Origin of the sequence: Streptomyces anatolicus (genome assembly GCF_019400875.1) — a bacterium.
In the GTDB taxonomy this organism is placed as follows: Bacteria; Actinomycetota; Actinomycetes; order Streptomycetales; family Streptomycetaceae; genus Streptomyces; species Streptomyces anatolicus.
The window spans coordinates 1-5,965 of the sequence record NZ_WMBF01000399.1; the positions used below are offsets into that span (position 1 = coordinate 1).

The following is a 5,965-nucleotide window of genomic DNA, read 5'->3' on the forward strand; positions in this document are numbered from 1 at the left end:
AGAAAGGGGTAGGGGCGGCGGGGCCCCGCGCCCTTCGCGGTGCTCCGGGTGTCCGGATGGCGACCGCCCATCAGGATCAGCGGGTCGAACATGACGATCACGCCCGCCAGGAGCAGGAAGGCGAGCGGCCCGATCATCATCGGCGCGAGGATCTCGGCGGGCGAGTCGCCGGGCGGGGCCGCTCCCGAGCCGTGCAGATGGACGCTGAGGGCCGCCATTCCGGTGTAGTGCATCCCGCTCACGGCCAGGCCCATGACGAGGCTCGCGCCGAGGCTCCACAGGAAGCCTCTGACCTGCGCGGCCGCCCAGAGCGCGGCGGTGGCGGCGGCCATGGCGATGGCGACGGACGCGGCGACGGTCAGCGTGTTGTACTCCAGCGTCCCGCGCAGGCGCATACCGGCCATTCCCAGGTAGTGCATGGACGCCACGCCGAGTCCTGTGATGGTGCCGCCGGTGAACAGAGCGGTCCCGGTCGCGCCGCGGTAGCCCACGATGAAGATCCCGATGCCCACCATGACGATGGCGACGGCGAGGCTCGCGAAGGTCAGCGCCTTGTCGTAGTGGATGGGCGCCTCCTTGACGGTGAAGCCCATCATCGCCACGAAGTGCATGGTCCAGATGCCGGAGCCGATCGCGGCCGAGCCGAGCGCGAGCCAGCCGGGCCGCCAGGAGTGGGCGACGAGCAGCGATCTGGTCGTACAGCGCAGCCCGAGCGCTCCCCCGAGGCAGGCCATGACGTAGGCCACCACCGGGGTGACGACTCCGTAGCTGAACCCGTCGACCGTGCCCTGCATGCGCGGTAGCCCTCCCGCCTGTTGTGCCCAAATGCCCCGAAACGCCCCATACACCCCCTACCGTCGGCCATCTGAAAGACCGTCGGCTGACGCAGAGAGTAAAGCTCACGCCGGGACGCCAGAACGATTTTCCGGCAAAGAATCGCGCTACCCGCGCGCGGGGTCCTCGACTTTGGTGACTCCGTTCAATCTGTGGCCATCCTGCACCTGTTTCCCGTTGGCCGTGGACTGTCACTCTCGACCGGTCCGCGATCTCACGACGCGAGGAGAACCCGTGTTCGCACGCGCTGCCGCTGCCACCACCGCCGCCCTCTTGGGGGCCTGTGCACTCGTCCTCCCCTCCGCCCCCGCTTCCGCACAGGCGCCCGCGACGCCGCAGGCCGCCCACCACGGCAGGCCGCTGGTCGTCGCCCACCGCGGCGCCTCCGCGTACGCCCCGGAGAACACCCTGGCGGCCATCGACAAGGCGCGCGACATGGGGTTCCGCTGGGTCGAGAACGACGTCCAGCGGACCAAGGACGGCGAACTCGTGATCATGCACGACGACAACCTGAAGCGGACGACGAACGTCGAGGAGGTCTTCCCCGACCGTGCCCCATGGAAGGTCGCGGACTTCACGGCGGCGGAGATCGCGCGGCTCGACGCGGGCAGCTGGTTCAGCCCGAAGTACGCCGGTGAGCGCGTGCCGACCCTCAGGCAGTACATGCGCCGCGTCTCGCGCAACCACCAGAGCCTCGTCTTCGAGTTCAAGAAGCCCGAGCTCTATCCGGGCATCGAGTACCAGGGCCTGCGCGTGCTGCGCGAGACGGGCTGGCTCGACAAGAGCCACGTACGGAACAGACTGGTCATCCAGAGCTTCAGCGCCAACAGTGTGCGGACCGTGCACGCGGTGCGGCCGGATGTGAAGACCGGCTTCCTCGGCACGCCCCCGGTCGCCGACCTGCCCGCGTACGCGCGCTTCTCCGACCAGATCAACTCGACGCACACCTCCATCTCGGCCGACTACGTCTCCGCGATCCACGCGCTCAGGGGCCCGCACGGCAAGCCCCTCGAGATCTTCACGTGGACGGTGAACGACGCCCCGAACGCGGTGCGCGCCGCGAAATTCGGCGTGGACGGGATCATCACCAATGCGCCCGACGTCGTACGCAGGGCGCTGCGCGGCTTCTGAGGCTCGACTCGGCGCGGCGCGTTGTCAGTGGGCGGCCGTACGGTGGTCGGCATGAACGAGGACCAGCGCCGGGAGGACCAGCGCCAAGAGGACCGGCGGCAGGCCGTGTGGGCCGTCGTGGGCAGCGGCATCGGCCCGCTGCTGCTCGCCGCGACCGGCGAGGGACTTGTCACGGTGGCCTTCCACGCCACGGACGAGGTGCGGGACAGGGCTCTGGACCGGCTCGGCTCCCGGCTGGGCGCCGAGCCGGTCCACGCCCCGCGGTCACCCCTGCTCGCCGAGGCGATACGGCAGCTCGCGGAGTACTTCGCGGGCGGGCGGCGCGACTTCGAACTGCCGCTCGACTGGTCGCTGATATCCGGCTTCAACCGGCAGGTGCTGCGCGAGCTGGCCTCCGGCGTGCCGTACGGCTCTGTGGTGGGCTACGGCGATCTGGCGCGCCGCGTCGGCCAGCCGCGCGCCGCCCAGGCCGTCGGCATCGCGATGGGCGCCAATCCCCTGCCGGTCGTGGTGCCGTGCCACCGCGTGGTGGAGAGCGACGGGGGCATCGGCGGCTTCGGCGGCGGCCTGGAGACCAAGCGGCGGCTGCTCGCGCTGGAGGGGGTGCTTCCGCAGCCGCTGTTCTGAGGGCCCTGCGCTTCCAGGTTCCGAGGGCCTTGTGCTTCCGGGCGCCCTGAGGTGGTGTGCCGGTCCCGGCGGCTCTGTTCCACGCCCCCGCGGCCCCTGGCACACTGCGTCAGTGACCAACACCGTCGACGCCCCTGACATACCCGCGCCGGAGGCGCTGCCCGCCCTGCGCCGCCGTACGACCGCGGTGCTGATCGCCAGTCAGATACTGGGCGGGCTCGGCATTCCGATCGGCATCACGCTGGCTCCCGTGCTCGCGACCGAGATCAGCGGGACGGAGGCGCTGTCCGGCCTCGCGCCCACCGCCTCCGTGGCCGGTACGGCGCTGCTCTCGCTGCCGCTCGCCGCGCTGATGACGTCCCGCGGACGGCGCCCGGGGCTCGTCCTCGCGTATGTGATCGGCGCGCTCGGCGCGGGGCTCGTGGTGCTGGCCGCGGTCATCGAGAGCTTTCCCCTGCTGCTGCTCGGCATGGCGGCCTTCGGCGCGGGTTCGCTGGCCACGCTGCAGGCCCGGTTCGCCGCGGCCGATCTCGCCGAGCCCGAGCGGCGGGGCCGCGCCATCTCCCTCGTCATCTGGGCCACCACCATCGGCTCGGTCCTCGGCCCGAACATCGCCGCGCCCACGAGCCGTGCCTTCTCCGGCACGTCCATCCCCGAGGAGGCCGGGCCGTTCCTCTTCGCGGCCGTGATCTTCGCGGTCGCCGCGCTGGTGGTGGCGGTGCTGCTGCGCCCGGATCCGCTGCTCACCGCCCGGGCGCTGGCACCGCAGGAGGAAGGGACCGCGCGGAGCCGTTCGCTGCGGGCCGGCATCGCGGCGGTGGCCGCCTCGCCGATGGCCCGTCTCGCGCTGGTGACGGTGGCCGTCTCGCACACGGTGATGGTCTCCATCATGGTGATGACCCCGGTCGACCTGGGGCACCACGGGGCGAGCCTGCAGTTGGTCGGCCTTGTCATCAGCGGCCATATCGCGGGCATGTACGCGTTCTCGCCGGTGATGGGCTGGCTCGCCGACCGGTTCGGGCGGCTCTCCGTGATCGGCCTCGCGGTGGGGCTGCTGTGCGGCGCCGCGCTGCTCGCCGGGACGGCGGGAGCGAGCCACGGCCGGACCGCCGCCGGGCTCTTCCTGCTCGGCCTCGGCTGGTCCGCGGGCCTGGTGGCCGGCTCCGCGCTGCTCACCGACTCGGTGGCGCAGCCGGCCCGGGCCGCCGTGCAGGGTCTCTCGGACCTGACCATGAACGCGGCGGCGGGCATCGGCGGGGCGCTCGCGGGCCTGATCGTCGCGCGGGCGAGCTACGGCTGGCTCAACGTCATCGGGGTCTGCGTGGTGCTGCCCATGGCCGCACTCGCTCTGCGCAGGGCGGTGGCGGTCAAGAAGGCGTGACGCGCGCGGGTGGGGCCGCCGGAGGCGGGGCCGGGGGTCACGGCAGCGTGATGTGGTACGCCTTGCGCAGCGTCTCGTGCACGGTCCACGTCGTACGGTCGCCCTCGCGCAGCACGGCCGCGTCGCCGGGGCCGAGCCGCAGGGTGTCGCCGCCCTCGACCTCGACGGTGGCGCGGCCGCTGACGACGACGAAGAGTTCGTTGGCCTCGGTGTCGGTGACCACGCCGGGCGTGATCTGCCAGATGCCGCGCACCTGCTTGCCGTCGGCGGACTCCCACAGCACCTTGCCGGTCACCACGGGGTCACCGGAGACGACCTGCTCCGGGTCGAGCGGCTCGGCCTCCAGCTCGACATCCGGAATGTGCACGGCAAAAGACGCAGCGGTCTGATCATTCGTGGTCATGGCCGGTCACCCTAGCCGGGGGCCGCGCGGGGTCCGTGCCGGGGTCGGTCTTCTCCGTGACGGCCCGGCGGGGGTTTGCCGGGGTGTGCCGCCCGCCAGGGATGAGGGGAGACCCGACAGGCAGGAGGCAGGCCCGTGCTGGTGGTGTCCGACGAGGTGGAGGTGGCTGTCGCGCGGCGGCGGCCCGTGGTGGCGCTGGAGTCCACGATCATCGCGCACGGCCTGCCGAGGCCGCGCAATCTCCAGGTGGCGAAGGACCTCGAAGCGGTCGTACGCGATGGGGGCGCCGTCCCCGCGACGATCGCCGTCCTCGATGGGCGCCCCCATGTCGGCCTGGACAAGGAGCAGTTGGAGCGGGTCGCGAACGACGACTCCCTGCACAAGCTGGGCCACCGCGATCTGCCGCTCGCCGTCGCGACCGGCGCGAGCGGGGCGACCACCGTGTCGGCGACGGCGCTGCTGGCCGCGCGCGCCGGTGTGCGGGTCTTCGCCACGGGCGGGCTCGGCGGCGTGCATCGGGGGTGGACGGTGACGCAGGACGAGTCGGCCGACCTGGGGCTGCTCGCCCGCACCCGGATCACGGTGGTGTGCGCGGGCGTGAAGTCGGTCCTGGACGTGGGGGCGACCCTGGAGCGGCTGGAGACGCTGGGGGTGGCGGTCGCGGGATACCGGACGAACCGTTTCCCCGGCTTCTACCTCGCCGACTCCGGGCACGGCGTGGACTGGGCGCTGCGCTCCCCCGGGGAGGTCGCCGAGGTGATGCGGGCTCAGGACGCGCTCGGCGGGCCCGACACGGCGCTGATCGTGGCGAATCCGGTGCCGGTGGGCGAGCAGCTGGATCCGGTGCTCCACGCGCGCGTGCTCGACGAGGCGCTGCGGGCGTGCGAGGAGCGGGGCATCACGGGGCAGGCGGTCACTCCGTTCCTGCTCGGTGAGTTGGTGCGGCGTACCGAAGGGGCGTCGCTGGCGGCGAACCTCGCGGCGGTGCGCGGCAATGTGCGGCTCGCGGGGCGGGTCGCGGCGGCCTGGGCCGGGCGCTGAGGGTGCGGGCGGCACCGCGCCCCGGCGGGGGTCTGCTGGTCGTGGGGGACGTCGTCACGGACATCGTCGCCCGGCACCGTACGCCACTCGCGTCGGGCACCGACACGGCCGCCGCCATCCAGGCCGTGCCGGGGGGCGCGGGGGCCAACGTGGCGTGCTGGGCCGCGTATCGGGGCTGTCCTGACGTACGCCTCCTGGGGCGGGTCGGCGCCGACTCCGCGGCGTGGCACGAGGCGGCGCTCACGCGCGCGGGGGTGCGGTCGCGGCTCGTCGTCGATCCGGAGGCGCCGACGGGGACGGTGATCTGTCTGGTGGACGTCGGCGCGGGCGCGGAGCGGACGTTCCTCACGGACAGCGGGGCCTCGCTGCGGCTCTCCCCCGCCGACTGGTCGCCCGCGCTGCTCGACGGTGTGGCCTGGCTGCATCTGTCCGGCTACCTGTTCTTCGCCGAGCCGAGCCGGGCGGCGGCCGGTGACGCGCTGGCGGCGGCACGCGCGCGTGGGGTGCCGGTGAGTGTGGATCCGGCGTCGGTGGGGTTTCTCGGGGAG

Annotated in this window: 7 protein-coding genes; 5 read left to right on the plus strand and 2 right to left on the minus strand. The window is 72.9% G+C overall.

What is annotated here, in order from left to right:
- A partial coding sequence (locus tag GKQ77_RS25860; RefSeq protein ID WP_219691348.1) for an MHYT domain-containing protein occupies window positions 1–794 on the minus strand: 794 nt, incomplete at its 3' end.
- Between the two features lie 274 nt (window positions 795–1,068).
- On the opposite strand from GKQ77_RS25860, the gene GKQ77_RS25865 reads away from it, so the two are divergent.
- The 3 genes from GKQ77_RS25865 (at window position 1,069) to GKQ77_RS25875 (ending at window position 3,973) form a co-directional block, all read left to right on the plus strand.
- Window positions 1,069–1,965, plus strand: coding sequence for a glycerophosphodiester phosphodiesterase (locus GKQ77_RS25865; protein ID WP_219691349.1), 897 nt, complete (start codon window positions 1,069–1,071; stop codon window positions 1,963–1,965).
- A gap of 51 nt (window positions 1,966–2,016) precedes the next feature.
- Window positions 2,017–2,592 carry a methylated-DNA--[protein]-cysteine S-methyltransferase gene (locus GKQ77_RS25870; protein ID WP_219691350.1) on the plus strand — a complete coding sequence of 192 codons (576 nt, stop codon included), beginning with the start codon at window positions 2,017–2,019 and terminating at the stop codon, window positions 2,590–2,592.
- A 112-nt stretch (window positions 2,593–2,704) separates the two neighbouring features.
- Complete coding sequence (locus GKQ77_RS25875; protein WP_219691351.1) at window positions 2,705–3,973, plus strand: MFS transporter; 1,269 nt, start codon at window positions 2,705–2,707, stop codon at window positions 3,971–3,973.
- Window positions 3,974–4,010: 37 nt separating this feature from the next.
- Here the strand turns inward: GKQ77_RS25875 and GKQ77_RS25880 are convergent, their stop codons facing one another.
- Window positions 4,011–4,376 (minus strand): cupin domain-containing protein, encoded by a 366-nt coding sequence (locus tag GKQ77_RS25880; protein ID WP_219691352.1) that lies wholly within the window; start codon window positions 4,374–4,376, stop codon window positions 4,011–4,013.
- Window positions 4,377–4,511: 135 nt separating this feature from the next.
- Between GKQ77_RS25880 and GKQ77_RS25885 the strand changes: the two genes are divergently transcribed.
- Window positions 4,512–5,417, plus strand: a complete 906-nt coding sequence (locus tag GKQ77_RS25885) for a pseudouridine-5'-phosphate glycosidase (protein WP_219691353.1) — start codon at window positions 4,512–4,514, stop codon at window positions 5,415–5,417.
- Window positions 5,414–5,965 (plus strand): carbohydrate kinase family protein (locus GKQ77_RS25890; RefSeq protein WP_372459985.1); only part of this gene is annotated, 552 nt, incomplete at its 3' end. The genes GKQ77_RS25885 and GKQ77_RS25890, both read left to right, overlap by 4 nt.

Bases quoted from the DNA above. Each gene is read 5' to 3' on its own strand.
- GKQ77_RS25870 (WP_219691350.1), top strand. From the start codon at position 2,017: ATGAACGAGGACCAGCGCCGGGAGGACCAGCGCCAAGAGGACCGGCGG.
- GKQ77_RS25880 (WP_219691352.1), bottom strand. From the start codon at position 4,376: ATGACCACGAATGATCAGACCGCTGCGTCTTTTGCCGTGCACATTCCG.